The organism is Actinospica sp. (assembly GCF_035552695.1).
Classification (GTDB): Bacteria; Actinomycetota; Actinomycetes; order Streptomycetales; family Catenulisporaceae; genus Actinospica.
Genome location: NZ_DASZKT010000230.1, coordinates 1 through 24,437, shown reverse-complemented (window position 1 = coordinate 24,437; position 24,437 = coordinate 1). Strand labels below are relative to the sequence as shown.

Annotated in this window: 24 protein-coding genes, 2 tRNA genes and 2 riboswitches; of the genes, 15 read left to right on the top strand and 11 right to left on the bottom strand. The window is 70.7% G+C overall.

What is annotated here, in order from left to right; translation table 11 throughout:
- Positions 1 to 76: 76 nt before the first annotated feature.
- A riboswitch (cyclic di-AMP (ydaO/yuaA leader) is annotated at positions 77 to 236 on the top strand.
- A gap of 25 nt (positions 237 to 261) precedes the next feature.
- Complete coding sequence (locus tag VG296_RS26355; RefSeq protein WP_325570279.1) at positions 262 to 825, bottom strand: hypothetical protein; 564 nt, start codon at positions 823 to 825, stop codon at positions 262 to 264.
- On the opposite strand from VG296_RS26355, the gene VG296_RS26350 reads away from it, so the two are divergent.
- From VG296_RS26350 to VG296_RS26340, 3 genes are all read left to right on the top strand, one after another.
- On the top strand, positions 791 to 1,126 hold the full coding sequence (locus tag VG296_RS26350) for a hypothetical protein (protein WP_325570276.1): 336 nt from the start codon (positions 791 to 793) through the stop codon (positions 1,124 to 1,126). The two genes, VG296_RS26355 and VG296_RS26350, sit on opposite strands and share 35 nt — an antisense overlap.
- A gap of 151 nt (positions 1,127 to 1,277) precedes the next feature.
- Positions 1,278 to 1,478: riboswitch (cyclic di-AMP (ydaO/yuaA leader) on the top strand.
- Positions 1,479 to 1,488: 10 nt separating this feature from the next.
- Entirely contained in the window at positions 1,489 to 2,322 is an 834-nt protein-coding gene (locus tag VG296_RS26345) for a hypothetical protein (RefSeq protein WP_325570274.1), read from the top strand.
- Positions 2,323 to 2,425: 103 nt separating this feature from the next.
- Positions 2,426 to 2,866: a GNAT family N-acetyltransferase gene (locus tag VG296_RS26340; RefSeq protein WP_325570272.1), complete on the top strand. Its 441-nt coding sequence runs from the start codon at positions 2,426 to 2,428 to the stop codon at positions 2,864 to 2,866.
- Here VG296_RS26340 and VG296_RS26335 read toward each other — a convergent pair whose 3' ends face one another.
- Positions 2,867 to 4,507 carry an amidohydrolase gene (locus VG296_RS26335; RefSeq protein WP_325570267.1) on the bottom strand — a complete coding sequence of 547 codons (1,641 nt, stop codon included), beginning with the start codon at positions 4,505 to 4,507 and terminating at the stop codon, positions 2,867 to 2,869.
- The gene (locus tag VG296_RS26330; RefSeq protein WP_325570265.1) at positions 4,508 to 6,007 is read right to left on the bottom strand and encodes an APC family permease; all 1,500 of its coding nucleotides are present in this window, start codon (positions 6,005 to 6,007) and stop codon (positions 4,508 to 4,510) included.
- A gap of 141 nt (positions 6,008 to 6,148) precedes the next feature.
- On the opposite strand from VG296_RS26330, the gene VG296_RS26325 reads away from it, so the two are divergent.
- The 3 genes from VG296_RS26325 to VG296_RS26315 all read left to right on the top strand — a co-directional run bounded on the left by VG296_RS26325 (position 6,149) and on the right by VG296_RS26315 (position 9,504).
- Positions 6,149 to 6,841, top strand: a complete 693-nt coding sequence (locus tag VG296_RS26325) for a TetR/AcrR family transcriptional regulator (protein WP_325570263.1) — start codon at positions 6,149 to 6,151, stop codon at positions 6,839 to 6,841.
- 34 nt (positions 6,842 to 6,875) lie between these two features.
- Entirely contained in the window at positions 6,876 to 8,513 is a 1,638-nt protein-coding gene (locus tag VG296_RS26320) for an ABC-F family ATP-binding cassette domain-containing protein (RefSeq protein WP_325570261.1), read from the top strand.
- Positions 8,514 to 8,643: 130 nt separating this feature from the next.
- Positions 8,644 to 9,504 carry a mechanosensitive ion channel family protein gene (locus VG296_RS26315; protein WP_325570259.1) on the top strand — a complete coding sequence of 287 codons (861 nt, stop codon included), beginning with the start codon at positions 8,644 to 8,646 and terminating at the stop codon, positions 9,502 to 9,504.
- Positions 9,505 to 9,587: 83 nt separating this feature from the next.
- On the opposite strand, the gene VG296_RS26310 is transcribed toward VG296_RS26315, so the two are convergent.
- From VG296_RS26310 to VG296_RS26300, 3 genes are all read right to left on the bottom strand, one after another.
- Positions 9,588 to 10,097: a hypothetical protein gene (locus tag VG296_RS26310; RefSeq protein ID WP_325570257.1), complete on the bottom strand. Its 510-nt coding sequence runs from the start codon at positions 10,095 to 10,097 to the stop codon at positions 9,588 to 9,590.
- Entirely contained in the window at positions 10,094 to 10,648 is a 555-nt protein-coding gene (locus VG296_RS26305) for a hypothetical protein (protein WP_325570255.1), read from the bottom strand. Before VG296_RS26305 ends, VG296_RS26310 begins: the two co-directional genes overlap by 4 nt.
- Positions 10,649 to 10,740: 92 nt before the next feature.
- Positions 10,741 to 11,043: a DUF6401 family natural product biosynthesis protein gene (locus VG296_RS26300; protein ID WP_325570253.1), complete on the bottom strand. Its 303-nt coding sequence runs from the start codon at positions 11,041 to 11,043 to the stop codon at positions 10,741 to 10,743.
- A 226-nt stretch (positions 11,044 to 11,269) separates the two neighbouring features.
- Between VG296_RS26300 and VG296_RS26295 the strand changes: the two genes are divergently transcribed.
- Both VG296_RS26295 and VG296_RS26290 read left to right on the top strand, forming a co-directional pair.
- Complete coding sequence (locus VG296_RS26295; protein WP_325570251.1) at positions 11,270 to 11,647, top strand: helix-turn-helix transcriptional regulator; 378 nt, start codon at positions 11,270 to 11,272, stop codon at positions 11,645 to 11,647.
- A gap of 128 nt (positions 11,648 to 11,775) precedes the next feature.
- Positions 11,776 to 12,504 carry an HAD-IA family hydrolase gene (locus VG296_RS26290; protein WP_325570249.1) on the top strand — a complete coding sequence of 243 codons (729 nt, stop codon included), beginning with the start codon at positions 11,776 to 11,778 and terminating at the stop codon, positions 12,502 to 12,504.
- 104 nt (positions 12,505 to 12,608) lie between these two features.
- Here VG296_RS26290 and VG296_RS26285 read toward each other — a convergent pair whose 3' ends face one another.
- Positions 12,609 to 13,118, bottom strand: a complete 510-nt coding sequence (locus VG296_RS26285; RefSeq protein ID WP_325570247.1) for a hypothetical protein — start codon at positions 13,116 to 13,118, stop codon at positions 12,609 to 12,611.
- Positions 13,115 to 13,957 (bottom strand): SPFH domain-containing protein, encoded by an 843-nt coding sequence (locus VG296_RS26280; protein ID WP_325570245.1) that lies wholly within the window; start codon positions 13,955 to 13,957, stop codon positions 13,115 to 13,117. Before VG296_RS26280 ends, VG296_RS26285 begins: the two co-directional genes overlap by 4 nt.
- A 425-nt stretch (positions 13,958 to 14,382) precedes the next feature.
- On the opposite strand from VG296_RS26280, the gene VG296_RS26275 reads away from it, so the two are divergent.
- Positions 14,383 to 15,417 carry a DUF1266 domain-containing protein gene (locus VG296_RS26275; protein WP_325570243.1) on the top strand — a complete coding sequence of 345 codons (1,035 nt, stop codon included), beginning with the start codon at positions 14,383 to 14,385 and terminating at the stop codon, positions 15,415 to 15,417.
- Between the two features lie 44 nt (positions 15,418 to 15,461).
- Here VG296_RS26275 and VG296_RS26270 read toward each other — a convergent pair whose 3' ends face one another.
- Positions 15,462 to 16,433: a PAC2 family protein gene (locus VG296_RS26270; RefSeq protein ID WP_325570241.1), complete on the bottom strand. Its 972-nt coding sequence runs from the start codon at positions 16,431 to 16,433 to the stop codon at positions 15,462 to 15,464.
- A 374-nt stretch (positions 16,434 to 16,807) separates the two neighbouring features.
- Here VG296_RS26270 and VG296_RS26265 point away from each other — a divergent pair, with 374 nt between their 5' ends.
- Genes VG296_RS26265 through VG296_RS26250 form a run of 4 tightly spaced genes read left to right on the top strand, consistent with a single transcriptional unit; the run spans position 16,808 to position 20,026 of the window.
- Positions 16,808 to 17,551 (top strand): SIMPL domain-containing protein, encoded by a 744-nt coding sequence (locus tag VG296_RS26265; RefSeq protein WP_325570239.1) that lies wholly within the window; start codon positions 16,808 to 16,810, stop codon positions 17,549 to 17,551.
- 8 nt (positions 17,552 to 17,559) lie between these two features.
- Positions 17,560 to 18,375: a hypothetical protein gene (locus tag VG296_RS26260; protein ID WP_325570237.1), complete on the top strand. Its 816-nt coding sequence runs from the start codon at positions 17,560 to 17,562 to the stop codon at positions 18,373 to 18,375.
- 22 nt (positions 18,376 to 18,397) lie between these two features.
- Positions 18,398 to 18,997 (top strand): hypothetical protein, encoded by a 600-nt coding sequence (locus VG296_RS26255; RefSeq protein ID WP_325570235.1) that lies wholly within the window; start codon positions 18,398 to 18,400, stop codon positions 18,995 to 18,997.
- Between the two features lie 60 nt (positions 18,998 to 19,057).
- Positions 19,058 to 20,026, top strand: coding sequence for a helix-turn-helix domain-containing protein (locus VG296_RS26250; RefSeq protein ID WP_325570233.1), 969 nt, complete (start codon positions 19,058 to 19,060; stop codon positions 20,024 to 20,026).
- A 12-nt stretch (positions 20,027 to 20,038) separates the two neighbouring features.
- On the opposite strand, the gene VG296_RS26245 is transcribed toward VG296_RS26250, so the two are convergent.
- Positions 20,039 to 22,414, bottom strand: a complete 2,376-nt coding sequence (locus VG296_RS26245) for an ATP-binding cassette domain-containing protein (RefSeq protein WP_325570231.1) — start codon at positions 22,412 to 22,414, stop codon at positions 20,039 to 20,041.
- 67 nt (positions 22,415 to 22,481) lie between these two features.
- On the bottom strand, positions 22,482 to 23,729 hold the full coding sequence (locus VG296_RS26240) for a hypothetical protein (RefSeq protein ID WP_325570228.1): 1,248 nt from the start codon (positions 23,727 to 23,729) through the stop codon (positions 22,482 to 22,484).
- Between the two features lie 195 nt (positions 23,730 to 23,924).
- On the opposite strand from VG296_RS26240, the gene VG296_RS26235 reads away from it, so the two are divergent.
- Positions 23,925 to 23,999: transfer RNA gene (locus VG296_RS26235), tRNA-Gly, on the top strand.
- Positions 24,000 to 24,069: 70 nt separating this feature from the next.
- Positions 24,070 to 24,141, top strand: a tRNA-Val gene (locus VG296_RS26230).
- The last annotated feature ends 296 nt before the right edge of the window (positions 24,142 to 24,437 follow it).

Here is a 24,437-nt window from a genome sequence, read left to right as displayed (position 1 = left end):
TGCGCCGGGTCGATCTGTTAGGTTCTGGCCTCAGCGCAGCCGGCGGACGTCGCGAACCCGCGACACCGGACGCGCCCGCCGAGTCCCCGCGAGGGGAGCCGGGGACCCAACTCACCAGGTCCAGGCCTGGGAATCCCCGGGGTGAATCGGCCGCGTCCCACCCATCGGGGCAAGGCCGTAGGGCGACCTTCTTCCGCCCGAACCCGTCAGCTAACCCGGTAGGCGGCCGAAGGAGAGGGCCGTTCAACCGACCGTGGGCAGTCACAGCGCCAAACACAGCCGCAAATCGCCGATCGTCCGTTCCGACGCCAGCCAGTCCTGGACCCGGAAGTACCCGGCGATAACCGTCGCGGCACTCGCGGGAACCGTGGTCGGCGCGCCGGGCGGCGTGGCCGCGGCGATGACGATCAGCGGGCACGCTCCGAGCAGCGCCCCCCACCCGGCGACCGCGGACGCGGTGCCGGTCCAGGCCACGACGGCGAGCGCGCAGCCCAGCGCCGCGCAGACCACGACGGTGCCTAAGGCGACCTCGGTGAAGATATCCGCCTCGGCGAAGGCCTCCGCCAGCGCCTCGGCGTCGGCGTCCGCCTCGGCTTCCGCCTCCGCGTCGGCCAGCGCGAGCGCGAGTGCGAAGGCCTCGGCGAGCCCGACGTCCTCGAACCCGTACGCGTCGGTCACCTGGGGCCAGCTCGAGCCGGTGGCCGAGTACGGATCGCAGAACACGTTCACGCCGAGCACCGACCAGTGGGAGAACGCCCGGGCGATAGTCCAGGTGGCCGAGAAGCGCGGCATGCCGCTGTACGCGGCGGTCGTCGCCGTGGCCACCTCGATACAGGAGTCCCAGCTGATCAACCTCACCTCCGCGACCAACGCGGACTCGGTGGGCCTGTTCCAGCAGCGGCCCTCGCAGGGCTGGGGCACCTACGACGAGCTGACCACCCCCTCGTACGCCGCGAACGCCTTCCTGGCCGCGCTCGAGGCGGACGCGCCGGACTACCAGAGCATCTACCTCTGGGAGGCCGCGCAGGACGTGCAGCGCTCCGGGTATCCGACCGCTTACGCACAGTGGCAGAAGCAGGCCACGACGATGGTGTACGACATCGTCAACGGGCAGGCGCCCAGCTGACCGAACCGCCGGAAACTCATGAATTTCTCGGCAGAGCGTGGCCCATCGGTCACGCTCTGTCCGTTTTGCATACGATTTGTGACAAGTCGCGACAAGGTATGTATGGTCGTTTCTTGTGCGACCGGCTGACGCCGTGGAATCCGTCCGGCACCGGTCGCACCCGCCGAGTCCCCGCGAGGGGAGCCGGGGACCCAATGTTCGCCGCGTCGCAGCGGTGGTCCCCGGGGTGAATCGGTCCCTGGGTGCACATCGTGATCAGAGTATGACTCCACGTGCATGAAGGACCGTAGGGCGAACCTCACCTTCCGCCCGAACCCGACAGCTAACCCGGTAGGCGGCCGAAGGAGAGGCTGTCTACACCCGTGTCGTTCCGTCATGCCCGCGCGCTCAAGCGCGTCAAGATCCACCACGTCCCCGCGATCGGTCTGGCGCTCGCCGCCACGGCCCTCACCATCGCCACCCCGCTCACCGCCTCCGCGGACTCGACGCGGCACACCGCCGCGTCCTCCGTGAAGAGCGTCGTCGCGCAGCATGCGACGGCCGCCAAGAAGAGCTCGGCCGCCGCCAAGACGAGCACCGCCGCGAAGAGCACCGCGGCCGCGGCCAAGACCTCCGCGACCACGAGCAACGCGTCCAAGTCCACCGCGTCCAAGCCCACCGCGGCGAAGACCACCACGACGAGCACCGCGGCCAAGAGCACGGCCGCGGCCGCGGCCCCCGCGGCGAAGAGCGCGACGACGGTGTCTTCGAAGCCTTACGCGGGCGTGGGCTACTCGGACCTCGAGCCGACCGGCATCGAGGGCTCGCAGCAGCGCTTCAGCCCGGACTCCGACCAGTGGAACAACGCCACCTCGATCGTGCAGGCCGCCAAGGACCTGAACATGTCGGCGTACGCCGCGACCATAGCCGTGGCCACGGCCATGCAGGAGTCCTCGCTGCACAACCTGACCACCGCGACAAACGCCGACTCGCTGGGCCTTTTCCAGCAGCGTCCGTCGATGGGCTGGGGCTCCGCGTCCGAGCTGACCGACCCGGCGTACGCGTCGAAGGCGTTCCTCAGGGAACTGCCGTCGGACTACCAGAACATGAACCTGTCCGACGCCGCGCAGTCCGTGCAGCGCTCCTTCGACGGCTCGCTGTACTCGCAGTGGGAGAGTCAGGCCGCGTACATGGTGCACACCATCGCGAACTCCTGATCCCCTTCTCCCCCGCACACCGGGCTCCGCGGCCGCCGCGGAGCCCGGTTCTTTAACCTCCTCATAGCGACTAAGTGCAGCTCAGTGCGCTAGTCTCCCGGTCATGGCAGATTGGGAGTTGCGCCCCGCCGAAGATGCGGACGTTGAGCCGATCGCGGAGTTACGCGCGGTGACGATGCGTGCGGATCTCGAGCGGATCGGCCGCTTCGACCCCGATCGCGTGCGCCAGCGGCTACGCAACGGATTCGCCGCCGAGCACACCTGGGTGATCGAGGTCGAGGGCGAGTTCGCCGGCTGTATCGCGCTTCGTCCGGATATCGACGCACACTGGCTCGAGCACTTCTATCTGGACCCGCGCCGGCAGGGCAAGGGCATCGGCTCGGCCGTGCTCAGCAGGCTGCTCGAGCGCTGCGACCGCGAACACCTCGTCGTCCGCGTCAATGTCCTGCACGGGAGCCCGGCGCGACGGCTGTACGAGCGGCATGGATTCACCGTCGTCACCGAGACTCCCGTGGACATCTTCATGCTGCGTACGCCCCGCTGATCAGCGTTCGTACACCAAGGCGCCGCCGACGTACGTGGCGGCCACGCGCGTCTCGTGGATCGCCCCGCTCGGCCCGTCGAAGGGGTCGCGGTCGAGTACGGCCAGGTCGGCGAGCATCCCGGGGGCGATGCGCCCGGTGTTGTCGAGATGGTTCACGTACGCGGTCCCCGCGGTGTAGGCCGTGAGCGCTTCGCTGAGGCTGAGCCGCTGATCCGGGGTGAGCGGCGCGCCGCCCTCGCCGGGCGTGACCCGGTTGACCGCGACGTGGATGCCCTGGATCGGATCGGGGCTGGAAACCGGCCAGTCGCTGCCCGCCGCGAGCCTGGCACCGCTCGTCAGCAACGCGTTGAACGGGTACTGCCAATCGGCGCGCCGCGGACCGAGGACCGGGATCGCGAGCTCGTCCATCTGCGGTTCGTGGCAGGCCCACAGCGGCTGGATGTTCCCGATCGCGTCGAGGGCCGCGAAGCGCGCGATGTCCTCGGGATGGACGACCTGGAGATGCGCGAGATGGTGACGGTGAACGCTCGTGCCGTTGGCCTTGCGAGCCGCCTCGATCGCATCCAGGACCTCGCGGACGGCCCGATCGCCGAGCGCGTGGAAATGCACCTGGAAGCCTTCGCTGTCGAGGCGCGTCACGTAGCCGCGCAGCAGCTCCGGGTCGATGAAACTCAGGCCGCTGTTCCCGGCCGGGCCGCCGCATGCGCACGGCTGCACGTACGGCGATGTCAGCGCGGCCGTCCCGTTCTCGATGATCCCGTCCTGCATGATCTTGACGCTGCCCGGGTCGAAGCGCCCGTCGCCCGCGGCACGCCCGATCCGCCGCCGCTCGATGAACGCCTCGATCTGCTCGGCGCCTCGGTCGCGCTCCCACCACAGGGCGCCGCGTACCCGCGCGGTGAGCCTGCCCGAGCCGGCCGCCCTGAAGTAGACGCCGAAGTTGTCCGGCTGGCCGAGCCCACTGCCGACGAGCGCGTCCTGCCACGCGGTGATGCCGAGGGAGTGCAGCAGCGTCTGCGCGCGGTCGAAGGCGGCGTCCATCTCCTCGTCGGAGACCGCCGGCAGCAGAGACTCGACGAGGCCGAGCGCGCCCTCCTGCAGCATTCCGGTCGGCTCGCCGCGCGAGTCGCGCTCGATCCGTCCGTCGGCCGGGTCAGAGGTGTCGCGGGTGATTCCGGCGAGTTCGAGGGCGCGGCTGTTGACCCAGGCGCCGTGGTGGTCGCGGTTCGGCAGGAACACCGGCCGGTCCGGCACCACCGCGTCGAGCGCGGCGGCGGTCGGCAGGCCGTTGGGGAACGCGTCGAGCGACCAGCCGCCGCCGGTGATCCACTCCTGGTCCGGGTTCGCGCGGGCGTACGCGCCGATCGCGTCCAGATACTCGGCCGCGGTGGACAGCGCGCTCAGTTCGCAGCGGGCGAGTTCGAGCCCGCCGAAGACCGCGTGGATGTGCGAGTCCTGAAAACCGGGGATGAGCAGCTTCCCGGCCAGGTCGACGTGCTCGGTGCGCGGCCCGGCGAGTTCCCGGGCGTGCGGACCGACCGCGGCGATCCGGCCGTCCACGATCGCGACCGGCTCCCGTTTCGCGGCGGCGAGGATCGGTCCGTTGTCGAACAGCAGGTCGGCATGCGGCGTGGAACTCATCTACAGTGCGCTTTCTTCGAGGTGCGGTACGGTCGTCGCGGCGACGGTCCGCGACGCGAAATAAGGTGCCTTACGTCCCCACTTCGCCCACGCGGAGACCAGCACCCCGACGGCGACGATACTCAGCGGGACGAGCGCGAGGAACCGGCCGTTCTGCGCGTTGAAGGCGAAGCTGTTTACAGACTGCCAATCGCTGACCGCGAGGTACCCGCCGAGACCGAGCATTCCGATCGCGCTGATCAGCGGCAGGATCACCGAGCGCAGCGCGGGCCACACGCCGTCGCGCAGCTCGCTCCGGAAGCGCCAGGCGCAGGCGAGCCCGGAGAGCCCGTAGTAGCCGGAGACGAGGACGCCGACCGAGGTGGCCATCGCGGTGATGAACTGGTTGAGCGTGCCGATCCCGATGCCCAGCACCGCGATGACGGCCGCGATTCCCGCGATCAGCAGCGTGCCGACGGCCGGGGTGCCGTACTTCGGGCTGACGTGCGTCCACAGTCGGCCGAGCGCGCCGTCGCGTCCCATGGCGAGCGCGCCGCGCGCGTTCGGCACGACGCCGGTCTGCAGTGAGGCGATCGACGAGAACAGCATCGCGAGCAGCGGCAGCGCGGCGAACGGCTGCTTGGCGATCTGCGTGCCGAGATACGGCAACAGCTGGGCTCCGTTGGCGCCGAGCGCGTCGAGCGAGAAGTAGCGCTCGAAGCCGATCGCGGCGAGCAGGAAGAGCCCGAGCATCAGGAAGATCGAGCCGAAGCCGGCGCGGGCCGAGTCGCGCGCGTCGTGCGTCTCCTCGGTGAGGGTGAACGCGCTGTCCCAGCCCCAGAAGCAGTAGACGCACAGGATGATGCCGGTCGCGGCGAGCTTCGCGGTCGGCGCGGTCATCGGGTTGAACCAGGACAGTGCGACGTGGTGCGTGCCGCGGATCGCCGCGTAGCCGCAGAAGCCGATCAGCACGAGGTATTCGAACACGATCAGCGGCGTCTGGATTCTGGCCACGACGTCGGCGCCGCGCAGCGCCAGATACGTAAGCCCGATGAGCGCGACCAGGCCCACGATCGTGGACAGCGCGATCGACGTGGGGTTCAGCGCGAGCCCGAGGACGCTGGTCAGATGGCATTCGTCGGCGAACGCGAGGACGAGCGAGCCGCAGACCTGGCTGCCGTAGGCGAGGTAGATGGTCGTGCCGGCGAGCCCGGCCCAGCCGCACTGGAAGCCGAGCCAGGGGCCGAGCGTGCGCCCGACCCAGGTGTAGCCGGCGCCGAGATTCCGCTCGACCTGGTTGAGCCGGCTGAAGGCGAGCGCGATGCCGAGCACGAGCACCGCCGCGATCAAGACCATCGCCGGGACCGCGCTGCCGGCGTCCAGGCTGATCAGGCCGAGCCCGATGCCGATGCTCAGGGTGGGCGCCGTGTTCGCCATCGCGATGACTGCGGTGCCGACCGGGCCCACGCTCTCGCGCAGCCGCGTCGGCGCGGCCTCAGAAGGGGACTGCGGATGAACCATCGAGTGTCCTTGGCTGGATTTCGGACAGGAGGTGGTGCCGTGACGACGATGGTGCGGCCGCGCGCCGGTTCTGTCAACGGTGTTGACGGAAAATTCCGCGGGGCGACACGCCGGGGAGCCGGCCGTGGTTGAATGGCGGCCATGGCCAGGGTGATCGAATCGCGGCGCCGGAACACGCGGACGAAGGCCGGGGCCGTGCTGAGCGCGGACGTGATCGTGGACGCGGCGCTCGCGCTGGTCGGCGAGCACGGCGCGGCGGGGCTGTCGGTGCGCAGGCTCGGCGGCGCCATCGGCTGCGACCCGACCGCGATCTACCGGTACTTCGCCAGCGTGGACGCGCTCTTCCTGGCGATGGGCGACCGGCTGATCGCGCGCACCCTCGACGGCTACCGGCCCGGCGAGGACTGGAAGGACAACCTCCGCACGCTGGCGAGGCGCACGTACGCCGAGTACGTCGCGCACCCCCGGGTGGCCATCGCCGTCGCGTCCCGGGTGACCGGCGGCGCGCACGAACGCCGCATCATCGACCTCGTACTCGGCGAGCTGCGCCGGGCGGGCTTCGCGGGCGAGCGGGCCGTGCGCCTGTACCGGAGCTTCGGCGACTTCATCCTCGCGTTCAGCGCCGTCGACGCGGATTTCCTCGCCCGGCCCGGCGAGGTGCGCGCCGCCGACCTCCAGCGCTGGCAGGACGCGTACGGCGACGTGGACGCCGAACAGTTCCCGAACCTGGCGGCCGAGGCCCCGATCGTCGTCGCGCACGCGACGGTCAATACCTTCGAGCTCTGCCTCGAGTTGTTGCTGGACCAGATCGAGGCGCTCGCCTTAATCAGGTGACACCGCCGCGGCGGAGGGGCAATACTCGCACTTCATGGGCTACGTCGATCTTTCCGGAGTGAGCTACAAGCTCCCCGACGGCCGGATGCTCTTCTCCGACGTCACCTTCCGCGTCGGCGAGGGCGCGAAGGTCGCGCTCGTCGGCCCGAACGGGGCGGGCAAGACGACGCTGCTGCGCCTGGTGGCCGGGGACACGACCGCGTCGACCGGCACGATCGCGCGCGGCGGCGGGCTCGGCGTGATGCGCCAGTTCATCGGCATGATCGGCGACGAGACGACGCTCGGGCAGCTGGCCCTGGCGCTGTCGGCGCCGTCGGTGCGCGAGGTCGGCGAACGGCTCGCGCGCGCCGAAGCGGCGATCGGTTCGCCGGACGCGACGGAGAAAGATCAGCTCAAGTACGCCTCCGCACTCGCCGCGTGGGGCGACATCGGCGGGTACGAGCTCGAGGTCGTCTTCGACACCGTCGCCGTCGGGATCCTCGGCAAGCCCTGGAACGACGTCCGCGACCGGCCAATGCGTACTCTCTCCGGCGGCCAGCAGAAGCGCTTCGCACTAGACCTGCTACTCCGCGGGGACGACGAGGTGCTGCTGCTCGACGAGCCGGACAACTTCCTAGACGTGCCCGGCAAGCTCTGGCTCGAACAGCGGATACAAGAAAGCCCGAAGACGCTGCTTTTCGTCTCGCACGACCGCGAACTGCTCGCGAACACGGCCGGCGCCGTGGTCGCCGTCGAGGGCGGCTCGGCCTGGGTCCACCCTGGTTCGTTCGCCTCCTGGCACGAGGCGCGCAGCGCGCGCCACGAGCGGCTGGACGAGGATCGGCGCCGCTGGGACGAGGAGCACGCCAAGCTCAAGGACCTGGTGCGGATGTACCAGGCGAAGGCGAAGTACAACTCGGACATGGCCACGCGGCTGCAGGCCGCCCGCACCCGGCTGGCCAAGTTCGAGGCGGACGGACCGCCGCCGATCGCGCCCAAGGACCAGAACATCCAGATGCGGCTGGACGGCGGACGCACCGGCAAACGGGCCATCATGTGCGAGCAGCTGGAGCTCGCCAACCTGACGCTGCCCTTCGACTTCGAGGCCTGGTACGGCGACCGGATCGCCGTGCTCGGCGCGAACGGGACCGGCAAATCACACCTGCTGCGGCTCCTCGGGCGCGGCGGCACGGACCCGGAGACCGAGGCGCTGACCCCGCTCGCCCCCGTCACGCACGAGGGCACCGCGCGGCTCGGGGCACGCGTCGTACCCGGCCACTTCTCGCAGACGCACGACCGGCCCGAACTCGTCGGCGCGACGCTCGTCGAACTGCTCTGGCGCGGCGACGCGCGGCGCCCGAGCCTGCCGCGTGACCAGGCGATGCCCTCGCTCAGCCGCTACGAGCTCGCCGCGCAGGGCGACGTGCGCTTCGAGCAGCTCTCCGGCGGCCAGCAGGCGCGCTTCCTGATCCTGCTGCTAGAGCTGTCCGGCGCCACGCTGCTGCTGCTCGACGAGCCGACCGACAACCTGGATCTGGCCAGTGCGGAAGCCCTCGAGGCCGGTCTGGCGAAGTTCGCCGGCACGGTGGTCGCGGTCACCCACGACCGCTGGTTCAGCCGTTCGTTCACCCGCTTCCTGCATCTCGGCGAGGACGGCGAGGTGCGCGAGGTGCCGGAACCCGTGTGGGCCTGACGCGCCCTCAAAACGCCCTCAAACGGGCTAATCCGGCGCGCCGGGCCAGCTGACCCCGTGTTACCACGGAGTGACAGAGCGCGCCGGATCCGTCCGCGTGCCGGTGATCCGGAAGGGCACGGAACCCGTCATGCATCACACGCAACAGATCTACGTCGCCGGGGTCGACTGGACCGGCGGTATCAACTCGATGTGGAACAGCTTCACCACGTGGGTGCCGCGATTCGTCGGCTTCCTGCTGGTGCTGGTCATCGGCTGGATGATAGCCAAGGTGATCGGCAAGGCGGTCGAGGCCGTACTTCGACGGCTGCACTTCGAACGCGTCATGGAGCGCGCCGGGATGTCGCGGGCGCTGGAGAACAGCAAGTACGACGGCTCCAAGCTCGTCGGCATGATCGCGTACTACCTCATGCTGCTGATCGTGCTGCAGGTCGCCTTCGGCGTCTTCGGCTCGAACCCGATCAACACCGTCCTGCGCAGCATCCTCGCCTGGATCCCGCGCGGCCTGGTGGCGATCGCCATCATCGTGATCGCGGCCATGATCGCGCGGGCCGTGCGCGAACTGGTGGCCAACATGCTCAGCAGCCTGTCGTACGGGCGGACGATGGGCAACGCGGTCGGCATCTGCATCATCGCGCTCGGCGTGTTCGCGGCGCTCGGCCAGGCCGGGATCGCCACCGCGGTCAGCCAGCCGGTGCTCACCGCGATCCTGGCCACGGTGGCCGGCGTGCTCATCGTGGGCGTCGGCGGCGGCATGATCCGGCCGATGCAGCAGCGCTGGGAGCGGATGCTCAGCTCGGCCGAGCGCGAGGCCACCGCGGTGGCCGGCTCCGTGGGCACCGGACGGATGGCGAGCAGCGGCGAGGCGTACACGGCCGGGCACATGCACGGTACGCAGGCCGCCGAGGAGGAGGCCCGCCGCGCCCGGGAGGGGATGACCAACGAGGGCGGGATGCCCGGGCCGAACGATCCGTCCGGACCCGAGTCCTGATCCTCCCCCGTTCGACGGCCGTGGCCCGCATCCCTTTCGGATGCGGGCCACGGCGTTCGACTCATTCGGTCTCGTTCACGGCATCAGGGCAGCAGCTCGTCCCGGCGCCGCTGGTGCTTCCCGGTGAGCCGGGCCCGGTTGCGCACCTTCGGCGTCGCGCTCATCAGGCCAGCGCACATCGAGCACCACTCGTCCGACCTGCGGGCCGCCCTCAGGGCCGCCTTCGGGCTGTCGAAGGATCCGCCCTTGCCGCCGTGCGTCTCGCACTCGACCGCGTACCGGTGGACGGCCTCGCCCTTCACCGACGCGGGCGCTTCGGGCGCCTCGGTGTCCAGCACCCTGACGCGCACGCCGGTCTCGCGGTGCCGCAGGATCCGGTAGACGTACGGGGCACGCCGCGGCTTCTCGGCGCCGGCCGTACCGTCGGCGGCGCCGTGCAGGCCTTCGGCGTGCAGGATCTGCGCCGCCCTGGCCCGGTACTTGTTGAGCACCACTTCCGCGCGCTGCACCTGCTTCTTCGCGGTCTGCCGCATGCGGCGCTCCCTGGCCCGCTTCTCGTCCTGCGGCACTCCGCCGGTATTGCTCGAGCTCATGATCTGTCCTCCCTCAGCCGCAGCCGGGCGCGGTGGCGCACCCGGCGGCTGTTCGCGACGGCCTCGGCGCAGCCCGCGCACCAGGTGTGCGAGGCCTTGACCGCCTGGATGGCGGCGCGGTGGCCGCCGAAGTATCCGGTCTCCTGGTGCGTCAGGCAGCGCGCCGCCCAGCGCATCTCAGCACCCTGCGGGTCGTGGAACGGCCCGGTCAGGTCCTCGGGGTTGTCCGGTGCGCCGAGTTCGAACACGACGACGTGGCTGCCGATGTCGCGGCGCACGTGCTCGCGGGCCTCGCCGGGCTCCGCGTTCTCCCGCCGCGGCACTACCGGCACCTGGTCGCGCGGCTCGACGGCCTGCTCCTCGACCTCGTCGTACCCGCGCTCGCGCTCGCGCGCCTTGCCGGTCCGGCCGACCGAGCGCGCGTGCGCGGTGATCCGCGCCTGGTCGTCCTTGTGCCGGGCCTTCTTGGTGGTCCTGGCCTTCACGGTGAATCCGGGCGACGCGTTGACGGCGGTCGGTCCGCCGTCCCGCGCCGGGGTGAAGCCGCTCATCCTCGATCCTTTCTGCAGATCGGACCAAAGGCTTATCCCTCGACCTTAGATCCGACCCGGAGATCCGGCTCGGGGAGTGGCGAACGCACAGCTCAGAAGGCTGCGGCGGGGCCGAGCGGCAGCCGGTGCTCGCGGATGAGCCAGGAGACGGCGGTCAGCCGGAGCGTGGCGTAGTCGTAGCCCGAGTGCTCACGCCAGTCGGCCTCGCGCAGCGCGTCCAGGAAGCCGAGGGCGTAGTCGCCGAGCGTGGCGTGGTAAGCCTCGGCGCCGCCGAGCGTGTCGCGCACCGCCGCGGCGTGCTGGTCGACGGCGGCGACCAAACCCGGCTCGAAGGCCATCTCCGGCAGCCGGGGTCCGAAGCGCTCCCAGACCTCGGACAGCGAACGGTGGCTCATCCTCGCCGCCCCCCTTTAGTCCACACCCGTATGACCACTAGTCCACGCAGGTTAACAAATCACCCTTAAACCAGGCCAAGACCGTCCGCAGCGTGAGAACGATCACATACCGTTCGCCGAACGGCGCCCGGTTCAGGCGTCCCGGAGCGCGCGGCCGACCGGTTCGCGGCTAGGCTGAAAACAGGGCCGCCGCGGACCCGCAGCGGTGAAAGCCGAGGTCAAGCCCATGAATCCGCTTCAGGCACTGATCCGGGCACGAATGGCCGAGCAGCACTGGTCCTTCGCCGATGTGGCACGCCGCGGCGCGCTGCCCCGCTCGACCGTGCACCACCTGGCCACGAACGAGCAGCCCAGCCGTCCGCCGCATCCGCAGACCCTGCTGCGCCTGGCCGCCGGGCTCGACCTGCCCGCGGAACGGGTGCGCGTGGCGGCGGCCGAGTCGACCGCGCATACCGTGCTCACCCTGACCAAGGACCCCGAGATCGAGTTCCTGCTCGCCGCCGTCGGCCGGCTGAGCCAGGAGGACCGGCGCTACGTCGCGGCCCTGGTCCGCACGCTGCTCGCCCGCCGCGACGCCGGGGAGACCGACAAGATCGGCGTCTGAGTCCGCCTGCGCGAAAACAGCCCGTCACCCGCGAATGGGAGGATGGGGCGCATGAGCGAGCTTGCGAGCGAATCGTTGAATACAGTGCGCGTGCGAACGCGCCGACCGAGCGCCGGCGAGGTCGGCGCGTGAGCGCACACCTGTACAGCCTGCCGACCGCCGTCCCGACCTCGCCCGCGGATCTCGCCGGCCCCGTGCCGCCCATCGAGGCCGTGCTGTTCGACTTCGCCAACACCCTGTTCCGGATGCCGCCCACCGAGGAGTACCTCGGCTGGATCTGGGCCAAGGCCGGACGCGACCCGGAGACCCTGGACGCGGCGGCCGTCGCCGAGCAGGTGCACGCCGCGGCCAAGCTGCCGCACGTCGTCGCCGCGCAGCACCTGCGGGACACCTCGGTCGAGAAGCACCGTGCCGCGACGGGCATCTGGTTCGCCGAGGTCCCCGCGTTCCGGGGGATCGAGGACGTCGCGTACGAGGCGATCCTGGACAGCGAGAACTGGTACCCGTACGACGACACGGAGCCGGTGCTGCGGGCATTGTCCGAGCGCGGCGTTCCGGTGGGGATCGTCAGCGACATCCCGTTCGACCTGCGCGAGGTCTTCGCCGACCGCGGCCTGGCCGATTTCGTCGGCGCGTACTCGCTGTCCTACGAACTCGGTGTCGAGAAGCCGGATCCGCGGATGTTCCTCAAGGCCTGCGCGGACCTCGGCGCCGAGCCTCGCAGAACGCTGATGGTCGGCGACAACGCGCCGCGCGACGGCGGCGCCGTGGCGTGCAACCTTCGCGTCCTGCTGCTGCCCGCCGAGCCCAAGGTCGGCGAGCGCGGCCTGGACGCGGTGCTGCGCCTGGTCGGATAGCGGATCGGGACAGCGGATCGTCCGTCCCGCGGCGGACGAGGTGTGCGGAGACGCGAACGTCCCCGCACACCGTCACGCGGACACGGCGTCACAGCGACACGGCGTCACAGACCGCTGAGGAACGCGATCCGCTGGTCCAGCGCGCGGGTCAGCTCGTTGAGGGCCTGCTCCGCCTCGCGGACCGGCAGTTCGGAGAGCACCGGCGCCGAAACCCCGTCCACGACGTTCGCCGCGAATTCGGCCTGCTGGTGCAGCATCCGGTCGAAGTTCAGCAGCTGCGCGGCGCCGGGGCCGCGCAACTGCTTCCAGGCCTTCTTCGGGTCGGGCGGGAAGGGCGCGTTGCGCAGCCGGTCGGCGACCGCGGTGTAGAGCTGCCGACAGCGCTTGGCCGCGTCCATCGGCGCCTTGAGCTCGGCCGGCGGGAACGGCTGCTCCCGGCTCGGCGGCGGCAGGATCGTGCGCTGGTAGTCCACCGCCGCCTGCCCGATCCGCTGCGCCGCGCGGGCCAGCAGTTCGGCGGCGTACGTGCGCACCGCGAGATCGTCCGCGCGCAGCCGGCCGGCCTCGGTGTACCGGTCCACCCCGACGATCGGTTCGAAGGCCCCGTGCGTCATTTCTGCTGGAAGTTCCCGTTGCCCAGACCCAGCTGCGTCACGTCCCCGTACAGGTTCGAGGGCAGCAGCGCCACCTGCAGCGGCACGCCGAGCAGCGCGTTGACGGCCACGGCCAGGCCGCGGTCGGCCAGCTTGAGCGCGAGGTAGGCGCGCATGGCCTCCTGCTCGGTCATCCCGAAGGCGCGCAGCGAGAGCAGCTCGCGCATCCGCTCGTCCTGCGGCTTGATCAACACCTTGACGTCGTTCAGCATGATGCCGTAGACGCCGAGGAACTCCTGCAGGTGGCCGGAGACCAGCTCGCTGATCTCGTGGATCTTCTCGTTGACCTGCTCGAGCGGGGTCACCTGGACGATCTGGTTGACGGCCTGCTCGACGACCGGGCCCGCGTAATCGTTGATCTCGTTGGCGTTGACCGTGTGGCCGGCCACCGGCATGTGCTGGACGAGCTTGAGCGCGTCCTCCTTGGTCTCGACGTGGATGTAGTAGTCCACCTCGTAGGACAGCTCGGCCATCTCCCGGGACAGCGCCGTGCCGCGGGTCTTGATTACCGACTTCGACCGGTTGATGTAGATGACCTCGTACTGCCACGGCGACTGGCCGCCGTAGAACGAGCGCTGCATCGAGCCGAACAGCGGACGGTCCGGGGTCTCGAGCTGGAACTGGCCCGTGTCGTAGACGTTGAGGATGGCTCCGCGCGACTTCAGCACGCAGAAGTGGTTCGACTCCACCGTGATCAGCGAACCGTTGAGGATGTTGGGATCGGCGTAGTGGTAGAGCAGCACGCCGGGGCCCATCACCTCCCGCCCCTGGTTGTCCAGGGTGGATATGACATTGCGCATGGCTGGCATGTGCCGCCCCCTTTTGACTCGAGTGGCCCGTTCCCACGTGGGCCGTCGGCCGACACACTACAGCCGTGCGGGCGGCCGCGGCGCGATCGCGCGGAAAAAGCACAGGGCCTGAAGGAAAGGCCTGGAGAAAAACGGAGGAGGAATGGGGGCGGCCCCACGCCACGGGGGGAGCGCGGGGCCGCCGGACACGGTCACTGAGGACCGGTTGGAGGTCCGCGTTCCACTACGGGGGGGAGATAGTGGAACGCGCCTCAATGCCAACGACCATACCCCGTCCGAAGCGCGGAGGGAAGGGGATCCCGGAAAACGCACGCGCCCGCCACGCGCCCGCCACGTGCCCGCCACGCCTCGGCGGACTCGTCTAGACTGGGTCGGGTTTTTGCACGGGTTTCGCAGTGGGGGGTGGGAGAATGGGCGTGGTGGTACCGCAGACCGCCACCGTCGAGCAGCGCCTGCGGGAGGCGTTGAGGCGGGGGGATCTGGACGGCTATCTGCGGGCTCTGTCGGACACTCACCTGCTGGTCTTCGGTTCGCGGAGGCTGGCGGACGAGGGTCTGGAGGAGCCGAAGGCGCCGCTCGGGCTCGTGCAGGACATGGGCGGGCAGCACCGGGTCTACGCGGTGACGCCCAATCAGACCGTGGACCCGGGAGCGCACCTCGTCTACCACGCGATGACGCTGCGCACGATGCTGCGCCGCTGCGTCCCGCTCACCTGGCAGCTGGTGGTGAACCAGGGTTCTGACCACGAGGGCCGGATACCGGTGAAGAAGCTGGCCGCCTGGGTGGACAGCCACCCCGAGGCGATCCGGCCCTTCTCCGACTACGGAGACCGGCTGATCGCGGCGGACGGCAAGCCGCGGCGGGGCGCCGTGGCCGCGGCCCTCGCGTGCGGCGCCCACCTGGCGGTGCAGAACGAGGCCCCCTGGAACACGATCGGCTACGTGTACAAGGACTATCCGGCCGACGTGCGCCTGATGCGCGAAGGCTGGCGGATCACCGAATACGACCACTGGCGCGCCACCGTCGAGGGCCTGCTCGCCGACCAGGGCGAGGCCGCGATCGACCCCGACAAGGACCCTGACGCGGTCGCCGCCCACCTCGCCGCGATGCGCGCGGACGGCATCTGGGAGGCGGACGCCGAGGCCCCGCCCCCGGACGTCCGCGCCTGGGACTACGGCCGCGCCGTCAACCTCGCGCGCTGGGCGGCGGCCACCAAGCTCTGCGACGCCGACGAGGCCCGCGAGACCGTCCAGCGGGCCGGCCGGCTGTCCGCCGCGGCCTACCGCGACTGGCGCGAGTTCTCGGCCGGTTATATTCTCGGCCGCCTTCTGCACTTCGAGGACGCCGACCGCGACAGGTACTACCGGGCCATCCGCAGGGTCCACCGCATCCTGGCGGAGGACCCTGCCAGCCCCTGGCGCACGCTGAGCCTGGCGGAGGCCGGAGCGTAGGACCGGCGGGCCGGTCTCAGCCCGCCGCCGTCAGCCCCCGATCATCAGCCCTCGGACTGCTCGTCCTGTTCGGCGAGGAAGGCCTCGAAATCGCGGGCGAGGTCGTCGGCGGTGGGCAGCTGCTGCTGCTCGGCGAGCAGGTTGGGGCGTCCGGTGGAACCCTCGGCGGCGTCGTACTGCTCCTCGAGGCTTTGGATGACGCCGCGCAGCTCCTGGTCGCCCTGGCCCACCTCGTTGTCGATCTGGAGCGCGACGCGACGGGCGCGCTCGCGCAGCTCCTGCGCGGGGAGCACGAGGCCGGTGGCGGCGTTGACCGCCTCGAGGATGCGGACCGCGGCGGCGGGGTAGGCGGAGCGGGCGACGTAGTGCGGGACCTGGGCGGCGAGGCCGAACACGTCCCGGCCCGCCTGGGCGAGGCGGAACTCGGTCAGCGCCATCGCGCTGCCCGGGACCTGGGCCTGGTCGAACCACTTGGGATAGCCGAGCAGCAGGTCGCGGCGGTTGCCGTGCGGGATCAGGTGCACCGGCCTGGTGTGCGGCACGCCGAAGGGCACGCCGTGGAAGTTCACCGCGAGGGTCACGCCGAGCTCGTCGACGAGGTTCACCACCGCGCGGCTGAACAGCTCCCACTCGGTGTCCGGCTCGGGCCCGGAGAAGATCAGGAACGGCGTGCCGATCGCATCCTTGGCCAGCCGGATGGTGAGCTCGGGCGCGTCGTAGGCGGACCAGTGGTCGGCGCTGAAGGTCATCAGCGGACGCTGGGCGCGGTAGTCGACGAGGCGGTCGACGTCGAAGCGGGCCACGACCGGGGCCTCGTCCCCGCCCAGCAGGTAGTCGAGGGCGAGTTCGGCGGCCTGGCCGGCGTCCATGAAGCCGGCGAAGTGGTAGAGCAGCACCAGATCGCCACTCACCTGCCCGGACAGCGCGGAGCGGGCCGGCCGGCGGGCGGCGTCGAGCAGCGCGACCCCGTCGGAATCGTACGTGTACAGCGCCCGGGCAGCTGCGGCTTCAGCCACGGCCTCACCTTTCTCCTAGGTCGTCAGGATCGTCCGCGGCGGCCTGGGACACGCGGCACGGCGGATATTTCCCTACTAGTCTGCCAACGATCGTGGTGCCTTTGCCATTCCCGCACCTGCCGGAAAGGTTCCCGGGGGCGCGATTCGTCACTCAGGGTAAGGTTTGTCTGACGAACCGTCAGGACGATCGTCCCGGGAGCGTGCTGGTCGCGTATCGATCGGATCGCGGTACGCACGGCCCACTGCCCTGCGGGGCAGGCTTCCGCTAGCGTCGTTTTCCTGCGGTGCCGCCGCGCAGCGCCGTCCCGGCAGGCGGCGGGGTCCGGTCGGGCCCTCGGGGATGGACGTCAACCCTCGGAAGGAGTGCGGAACCGATGGAGCCCACGCACGAGTTCGGCGCGAGTCCCGCGGTCGCCGCGGTGGCGGCGGTCGGCTCCCCCGCGGTGATCAGCGTGCGCGGGGAGGCGCTGCTGGTGGTCGAGCCCGAGGTGGTGGATCTCACGGTGGTGATCTCGGCCCAGGCGAAGGACCGGCGGGAGGCCTTCGAGCGGCTGGTCAAGCGGAACGACGAGATGCTGGCGCTGCTGCGGTCCTACGGCGACTCGGTGGAGCGGGTCGAGTCCTCGGGCGTCGCGGTGCATCCGGAGGTGCGCAGGGGCGGGCGGGACGAGAAGATCCGGTCGTACAGCGGCGCGGTGCGCGTCGAGGTGCGGATAGCGGACTTCGCGGTGCTCGGCGAGATCGTCTCGCGGGTGGCGGATCTGGACGCGGCGCGGCTCGAGGGCCCGCGCTGGCGGCTGCGGCGCACGTCGCCGGTCTACCGCAAGGCGCGCACGCGTGCGGTGGGCGAGGCGCTGACCCGGGCGCAGGACTACGCGGAGGCCCTCGGTTCGCGGATCACCGGGCTGATCGAGCTGGCCGACACCGGCCTGATGCAGAGCGAGCACGTGCGGGCCCCGGGGTACATCCCGGCCGCCGGCGGTGTGGCGTACGGCGCGGCCATGCCGGCCGAGCCGCCGGTGCTCGACCTCGAACCGGCCTCGCAGGAGGTTCGGGCGTCGGTGGAGGCGCGGTTCTACGCGACGCAGCCGATGTTCGAGATCAAGGCCGAGGACTGACGAGCGCCGTGCGGATCCGTCACCTCGGCGCCGCGATGCTCGCGGCGGCCGCGCTCCCGATGCTCGGCGGCTGTTCGCCGGGCGGTTCCAAGACCGCCGCGGCCACGACCTCGGCGTCCGCCGCGAAGTCCGCGACGCCGACGAGCAGCTACGTGCCGATGTCCGGGCCGATCGAGGCGGCGAGCGCGCTGCCGAAGGAGTGCTCGCAGATCCTCAGGACGGAGCAGTTGCAGGCGGTCTTCGGCGCGGGCTTCCCGATCGGCGTGAACTACGGTTCGTACGCGCCGCTGTCGAGCATCGGCCGGACCGGGCGGGTGGCCTGCATCTTCGGGGTCGGGCTCGACTCGTTCGGCAAGCAGAGCGCCGGCGCTCTCGAGGTGTCGATCTCGACGTATTCGAGCGCTGCGAACGCGGTCGGACGTGCCGCGGACACCGTGCAGTCGGATTCGCAGGCGGGCGCGACGGAGGCGTCGGTGTCGGTCGGCGGGCATCCGGCGACGGTCGTGGTGGAGCAGACGGCGGTCGGCGCGACGACGCCGGCGGCCACGGCCTCGTCCGCGAGCGCGTCGGCCGCGGCGAGTCCGACCGCGTCGGCGGCCGCGAGCACCGGGGAGACCGAGCTCGTGATGGCGGACGGCGACCGGACCTTCGTGCTGCAGATCCCGTTCACCACGTTCGCGGCGAATCAGGCGGTGACGGCGCTGACCCAGCTCGCCCTCGCGGTGTATCAGAACACGCTCCCCCCGGCGGGCTCGTCGGCCCCGGCGGGCGCCTCCGCCTCACCAAGCCCTTCCTCCAAGGCCTCTAGCTCTTCCAAGGCCTGAGGTCGCCGGTTATCGTCGTGCCATGCGGCACCTTGGATCGAACAGCTGGAGCATGCGAATCGACTTCGAGCAGCACTGCTCCAACATGCTCTACGTGCGGGACGCGGCCGGGCTGACCGGACCCGCGGACTACGTCGTACCGGCGCTGGCCCCGGCCGTCGAGCTGCGGGCCGACCTCGCGCCGTACGCCACGTCCGGCGCGGCGGAGGACTGGGACCGGTGGTGGACGGCGCGGCTGGACCACCTCGGCACCCGTGCGCGCCCGGACATCACGCCCGCGGGCCCGCCGCCGGAGCCCGGCACCGATCTCAGGGCTCTGTTCAACGCGGTGATCGACGACGCGAACGCGTGGTGGCGCGAGCGAAAGGTCGAGTTCGTCGAGCGGACGACCGGCGGCGGCGCGCGCCTGGCGAAGGCGCACGCGGGCGAGACCGTGGCGCGGATCGAGCGTGAGATCGGCCGGACCAGCGCGCCGTTCGAGCTGACCGTGAAGCTGCTCCCGATGGACCGGAAGTGGGGTCGGCGGATCCATCCCACCCTGGTCGTAGTCAGCGAACGGCTCTGGCTCGATGCGGACGCACGCGACGCGTTCCTGGATCCGGTCGTGCGCACCCTGGCCTAGGTCATCCGGAGGCGTATGCTCGCCAGGGCTGTCTTCGCACGGGGAATGTTGGAGGGGACAATGCTGGAAGCGGTCGGCCTGTCCGCCCGGGAGAGCGCCGTCTATCAGGCGCTGCTGACCCGGCCGGGGGCGGACGCGGCGCGGATCGCGGGCGACTGCGGGCTCGCCGAGGCGGAGGTCGGCGCCGTGCTGCTGCGGCTGGTGCAGGACGGCCTGGTCGTGCAGTCGGGCCGTCCGACGCGGTACGAGGCGACTGCCCCGGACGTGGCGCTCGGCAAGCTGATAGGCCGTCAGGAGCAGCGGCTGAGCGCGGCCAGGCTGGAGATGCAGCGGCTGACGCAGATGTTCAGGGACGCCGGCGCGCCGGGCGATGCCGGGCAGGTCGAGGTGGTCAGCGGCGCCTCGGCGGTGTCCGCGCGGGTCAATCGGGTGTACGAGGCGGCGCACCGCCAGGTGCGGGCCTTCGACCGGCCGCCGTACATGCAGCGGCTCGGCGAGAATCTGCCCCTCCAGCAGCGGCGGCAGCGCGAGGGCGTGGCCTTCCGCACGATCTACAGCCGGGACGCGCTCGCGCTGCCCGGCCGGTTCCAGCAGGACATCGAGCTCAGCTGCGCGTCCGGGGAGCAGGCGCGGGTGCGCCCGAGCCTGCCGACGAAGCTGATCATGGCGGACGAGTCGATGGCCGTGGTGCCGATGGCGATGGGCGAGGCGTTCGCCGAGACCGCGTACGTGATCCGGTCCTCCGCGCTGCTGGCCGCGCTCTCCGCCCTGTTCGAGCACGAATGGTCCCGGGGAGTGCCGCTGGTCGCCGGGCCGCGGCGGTCGTCCGAGCAACTGGACCAGCCGGACGAGAAGACCCGCGCGCTGCTCGGCCTGCTCGCCGGCGGCCTGACGGACGAGGCGATCGCCCGGGCGCTCGGCTGGTCGGCGCGCACCACGCAGCGCCGGATCGCCGCGCTGCACAAGGAGCTCGGCGTCTCCACCCGCTTCCAGGCCGGAGCCGCGGCCCGAGACCGCGGCTGGCTCTGACCAGCGGTTCGGCTACTTCCTCCGCGGCCTGCCGATCGGGCGCACGGCAAGTCCCGCGCCGATCAGTTCCAGCACGGTGAGCCCGCCGAGGTAGCCGGCGTCCTGGATCCACGCGCTCTTGGTCGGCGCGTGCGCGGGGTCGCACTGCGAGAGCATGACGCCGCCGGTCGGCGATGTCTGCCCGTTGCAGCCGTCGCCGAGCAGCTTGTCCAGGTTCACGGTGGACGCGGCGGCCGAGTAGCCCCAGCGTGCGCTGGAGAGGTACGAGATCTGATCCAGCCCGGCCGTGCCACGCACCGGGAACGCCGAGCCGCTCAGCACGAACTGGGCGAACAGGATGATCGGCAGGATCGTCATGACCTTGTCGGCGTTGCTGGACATCGCCGAGACGAGCAGCCCGAGGGCCATCGCGCTGAGCCCGGCGAGCGAGACCGCGATCGCGATCTCGAGACGGTAGTCGACGAGGACGACGCCGTGCTTCGGGCCGCCCTGCCGCAGCAGCGCCAGATACGTCAGTACGAAGGACTCGACGACCGTGATCAGGCCGAGAATCAGCGCCTTGCTGAGGATGTACGCGGTCGCGGATTGGCCGACCGAGCGTTCTCGGGTGAGGATCGGGCGTTCCTTGACGATCTCCCGGATCGAGTTCGCCGCGCCGAGGTAGCTCGCGGCGAGGGTGAGCGCGAGCAGCACGGTGGTCGAATTGCCCGCGGCCCCGGCCGTGCCCGGCACGAGGTTGTCCTTGCCGAACGCGGCGAGCATCAGCAGTCCGAGCACCGGAGCCTGCGCGAACAGCATCAGCGTGTTGCGCTTGTCCGCGCTGATCAGGGCCAGGTAGCGGCGCATCAGCGTGCTGAGCTGACGCCACATGTGCGGGTTACGCCGCGGGGCCTCCGGATTCGCCGCGGCGGGCTGCGCGCGGTCGCGTTGCGCGGCGAGCGGCTCGGCCACGTACTCGCGGCGCACGTCGGACCCGGCGAAGGCCATCTTCGCCTCGCCCGGCACGGAACGGTCCAGGTGCTGGAAGACCTCCGGGTAGCCGGGCTGCCGGAAGTAGTCGAGGGTGCGCGAGGGCGGCCCGAAGTACGCGGTCTGGCCGCCGGGCGCCAGGAAGAGGATCCGGTCGCACATGTCGAGGCTCTGGATGGAGTGCGTGACGGTGAGCACGGTGCGTCCGCTGCCCGCGAGGTCGCGCAGCAGCTCCATCACGCTCTTCTCGTAGCCGGGGTCGAGACCGGAGGTCGGTTCGTCGAGGATCAGCAGCGAGGGGCGGGTCAGCAGCTCGATGGCCACGGACGTGCGCTTGCGCTGCCCGCCGGACAGCTTGCCCACGCGCACGTCGGCGCGGTGTTCGAGGCCGAGCTCGGTCATCACCTCGACGACGCGCGCGGACCGCTCGGCGGAGGGCACGTCGGGCGGGAAGCGCAGGCGCGCGGCGTAGTCCAGCGCGGCCTTGACGGTGAGCTCGGGGTGCAGGATGTCGTCCTGCGGCACGTAGCCGATCCGGTTGCGCAGCTCGGCGTAGGAGCTGTACACGTCGCGGCCGTTGTAGAGCACTGATCCGCGATCCGCCGGACGTGCCCCGGTCAGCGCCTTCAGCAGGGTGGATTTCCCGGCGCCGGTCGGGCCGAGCACGGCGAGGAACTGGCCGCCCTCGAGCGCGAAGCTGACCTCGTCCAGCAGCAGCCTGCGATTGGCGGTCACGCTGAGCCCGAGCGCCGAGAACGCGGCCTCGCCGACGTCCACGAATTCTTCGAGCGTGCCGTGCTGGAGGCGGAGCATCGTGTGGCCGACCGAGACCAGCGCGCCCTCGCTGAGCTTGATCCGGCCCGAGACGCGGCGGCCGTCCACGTAGGTGCCGTTGTGGCTGCCGAGGTCGACCAGCTCGAAGGAGCCGTCGTGCGCGCTGCGCAGCTCGGCGTGGTGCCGGGAGGCGAGCAGGTCGTCGACGACGATGTCGTTGTCCAGCGCGCGCCCGACGCGGACCCGGCTGGACGTGCGGTACGTGCCGGTGAACTGGCCGGGCGCCGAACTGCCGCCGGCGAACACGGGCACGGTCGGGGTGTGCGGGTCGGTCTCGCCGTGCGGGGCGGGCGGTATGAGGCGTATTCGGCAGCCGCCGTCCTCCGACCCGAGCCCGACGATCATCGGCCGGTCGACGGCCAGCCGAGTCACCCGCTGCCCGTCCAGAAAGCTGCCGTTGCTCGACTCGCGGTCCTCGAAGATCCAACCGCCGTTCGCCGCCTCCCGGCGCAGCACACCGTGCTGCCGGGAGGTCGCCGTGTCCAGCACCACCACGTCGGCGGCGCTGTCCCGCCCGATCGTCACCGGCCTGCTGCCGTCGAAGAAGCGCTCCGAACCGGCCGGCAGGATCTGAAGAGTAAGCATATTGACCGAAGACGTGCCCGGGGATGTCTCCACGCAGCACATCGTGGCACTGGATCAGTGGTCTGGGCTAGCGTGCGAATACCCGCGTGCGGATGCTCACCGCGTGCAGCGTCCCGCCGATCCAGGTACCGGCCAGGGCGATCGTCAGCAGCGCACCCGCCGCGTCCGAGGGAGTCGCCGAGTGCGGACGCGCCGCCGACAGGACGAACGACGCGATGACCGCCACCGTGTACCCGAGCGCCGTCAGCACCAGCGCCCGAGACCGCAGCCGGTACGCCGCGTACCCGAAGGTGATGGGCGTCAGCAGCCCGAACGTCGCGAACGGGATCAACGCCCAGGCAACCGAGAGCAGGACATGGCGCGCGTTGGAGCGGGGGACGGCGGAGGGCGAATGGGAGCGGGACGGTGACTGGGAGTGGGACTGGGAGTCCGACTCCGCCTGCGACTGGGAGTGCGGCTTCGACTGCGACTGCGACTGCGACTGGGCGTGCGGCTTCGACTGCGACTTCGACTTCGACTGACCGATGGTGACGACCGGAATCTCCGCAACCTCCTCGTCAGCTCGCCGTTCGCCCCGTTCGCCCCGTTCGCCCCGTCCGCCCTCTTGATCCTCTCGGTCCTTCTTCCGCTCCACTCCCCCGGTCCACGGATCCACTCCGATGACCGCCGCGGCAAGCGGCAGTTCCGGCACGTCAGCCGAGAACCCGGGAACGAAGTCCGCCGCCGAAGCCCCCGCGAAGTCGTCGTCCGCAGTCCCGGACTCGACCTCCACCTCGGTCGCCTCCTCGACGACCTCGACCACCTCGTCGGGCGCGGAGCCCTCCGGTTGCAGCGATTGCAGTGGTACAAGCGGACGCAGCGGCGGAATCTCCAGCGGCCCCGCGTCCGCCGCGTCCTCCACCACGTCCGCTTCCCCCGCGTCCGCGTCCTCTGCCACGTCCGCTTCCACCGCCTCCGTTCCCACCTCCGTCCCCGTCCCCACGGCCTCCGCTTCCGCCACGTCCGCTTCCGCCTCCGCGCTCAGCCCCAACGCCTCCGCGCATTTCTGCAGCGGCAGCAGGTTGAGCCCCGCGTCGCGGATCTTGGTGTACCTGGAGTCCTCCGGATCGATCCCGGGCCCGTAGGCCACATGCGAGACGCGGGCGGAGTAGCGCTGGGCGAGCTCGTACCCGGCGGCGGCCGCCTGGTCACGGAGTTCCTGGGCGTCCGGGTCGGCACCGAGCACCAGCAGTCGCACGCCCTGGCCGCCCCGCGGCCCCGGGATCTCGTCCATGCCGCGCCGGTCGGTCTGCTGAGGAGAAGTCACGCTGGTCATGTCGATGCAGCGTAGGCGCACTGTTGGGCCGTTTGGCCGAGCCGCACCCGTGCACACGTCGTCCATTCACTCGTCCGGCCCAGCCAAAGCGTTCAAAGCCCCGGTGAACTCCCGATGTGCAATCGACCCGCCGAATCCGGTAAGGTTCTACTCGTCGCCAGGGAGCGCAGCGCAAGCCAAGATCCCCAGCAGCACGCGGACGTGGCTCAGTGGTAGAGCATCACCTTGCCAAGGTGAGGGTCGCGGGTTCAAATCCCGTCGTCCGCTCCAGAGGTAGTAGCCAGCAGCGCCCACACCGGATTTCTCGGTAGGGGCGCTGCGCACGGTAAGGCCTCGTCCCGGACGATTAGCTCAGCGGGAGAGCGCTTCCCTGACACGGAAGAGGTCACTGGTTCAATCCCAGTATCGTCCACTCGTATTACCGCAGGTCAAAGCCGGTCTCCAGGGGTTGAGGGGACCGGCTTCTTGATTCTTTGTTCGTGGCCCGTCAGTGGATCACTTCCTGTGGAGCACTTCTCCGGTACGGAAGAGGTCTGGTTCGCCGGGCTGCTGGGGCGGGCGCTGTGCGATCCTGCTGGTTAATTGGTCAGGGCGGCGTGGAGCCTGAGGAGTCGGCCGGTGTGGCCGCGGTCGATGGGCTGGTCGGTGAGGTAGGCGTCGAGGCGGATCAGGTTGATCGCGGTGGTGGCGATGTAGTGTTCGAGTTCG

Excerpts from the sequence above, each read along its gene's own strand:
- VG296_RS26350 (WP_325570276.1), top strand. The coding sequence starts at position 791 with ATGCCGCTGTACGCGGCGGTCGTCGCCGTGGCCACCTCGATACAGGAG.
- VG296_RS26340 (WP_325570272.1), top strand. The coding sequence starts at position 2,426 with ATGGCAGATTGGGAGTTGCGCCCCGCCGAAGATGCGGACGTTGAGCCG.
- VG296_RS26335 (WP_325570267.1), bottom strand. The coding sequence starts at position 4,507 with ATGAGTTCCACGCCGCATGCCGACCTGCTGTTCGACAACGGACCGATC.
- VG296_RS26330 (WP_325570265.1), bottom strand. The coding sequence starts at position 6,007 with ATGGTTCATCCGCAGTCCCCTTCTGAGGCCGCGCCGACGCGGCTGCGC.
- VG296_RS26325 (WP_325570263.1), top strand. The coding sequence starts at position 6,149 with ATGGCCAGGGTGATCGAATCGCGGCGCCGGAACACGCGGACGAAGGCC.
- VG296_RS26320 (WP_325570261.1), top strand. The coding sequence starts at position 6,876 with ATGGGCTACGTCGATCTTTCCGGAGTGAGCTACAAGCTCCCCGACGGC.
- VG296_RS26315 (WP_325570259.1), top strand. The coding sequence starts at position 8,644 with ATGCATCACACGCAACAGATCTACGTCGCCGGGGTCGACTGGACCGGC.
- VG296_RS26310 (WP_325570257.1), bottom strand. The coding sequence starts at position 10,097 with ATGAGCTCGAGCAATACCGGCGGAGTGCCGCAGGACGAGAAGCGGGCC.
- VG296_RS26305 (WP_325570255.1), bottom strand. The coding sequence starts at position 10,648 with ATGAGCGGCTTCACCCCGGCGCGGGACGGCGGACCGACCGCCGTCAAC.
- VG296_RS26300 (WP_325570253.1), bottom strand. The coding sequence starts at position 11,043 with ATGAGCCACCGTTCGCTGTCCGAGGTCTGGGAGCGCTTCGGACCCCGG.
- VG296_RS26295 (WP_325570251.1), top strand. The coding sequence starts at position 11,270 with ATGAATCCGCTTCAGGCACTGATCCGGGCACGAATGGCCGAGCAGCAC.
- VG296_RS26285 (WP_325570247.1), bottom strand. The coding sequence starts at position 13,118 with ATGACGCACGGGGCCTTCGAACCGATCGTCGGGGTGGACCGGTACACC.
- VG296_RS26280 (WP_325570245.1), bottom strand. The coding sequence starts at position 13,957 with ATGCGCAATGTCATATCCACCCTGGACAACCAGGGGCGGGAGGTGATG.
- VG296_RS26265 (WP_325570239.1), top strand. The coding sequence starts at position 16,808 with ATGGAGCCCACGCACGAGTTCGGCGCGAGTCCCGCGGTCGCCGCGGTG.
- VG296_RS26255 (WP_325570235.1), top strand. The coding sequence starts at position 18,398 with ATGCGGCACCTTGGATCGAACAGCTGGAGCATGCGAATCGACTTCGAG.
- VG296_RS26250 (WP_325570233.1), top strand. The coding sequence starts at position 19,058 with ATGCTGGAAGCGGTCGGCCTGTCCGCCCGGGAGAGCGCCGTCTATCAG.
- VG296_RS26245 (WP_325570231.1), bottom strand. The coding sequence starts at position 22,414 with ATGCTTACTCTTCAGATCCTGCCGGCCGGTTCGGAGCGCTTCTTCGAC.
- VG296_RS26240 (WP_325570228.1), bottom strand. The coding sequence starts at position 23,729 with ATGACCAGCGTGACTTCTCCTCAGCAGACCGACCGGCGCGGCATGGAC.